The sequence below is a fragment of the uncultured Aquimarina sp. genome, assembly GCF_947496855.1.
In the GTDB taxonomy this organism is placed as follows: domain Bacteria; phylum Bacteroidota; class Bacteroidia; order Flavobacteriales; family Flavobacteriaceae; genus Aquimarina.
Map to the genome: position 1 here is coordinate 1 of NZ_CANMED010000046.1, position 210 is coordinate 210.

Annotated in this window: 1 protein-coding gene; it reads left to right on the forward strand. The window is 41.0% G+C overall.

The window, feature by feature from the left end; translation table 11 throughout:
* Positions 1–210, forward strand: a 210-nt coding sequence (locus tag Q0921_RS25005) for a hypothetical protein (RefSeq protein WP_299261903.1), incomplete at both ends; no start/stop codon positions are given.

Genomic DNA, 210 nt, shown 5'->3' on the forward strand with positions numbered 1-210 from the left:
CTATCTGATGATGGAGGTACAGCCAATGGCGGTGATGATACGTTTGCTACACAACAATTTACCATTACAGTAAATACCGTAAACGATGAACCAAGTTTTACTGCAGGTGCTAATGAATCCGTTAATGAAGATACAGGAGCACAAACCGTAAATGGATGGGCAACTGCTATTGATGATGGAGACTCAGACGCTACACAAACACTTACTTTT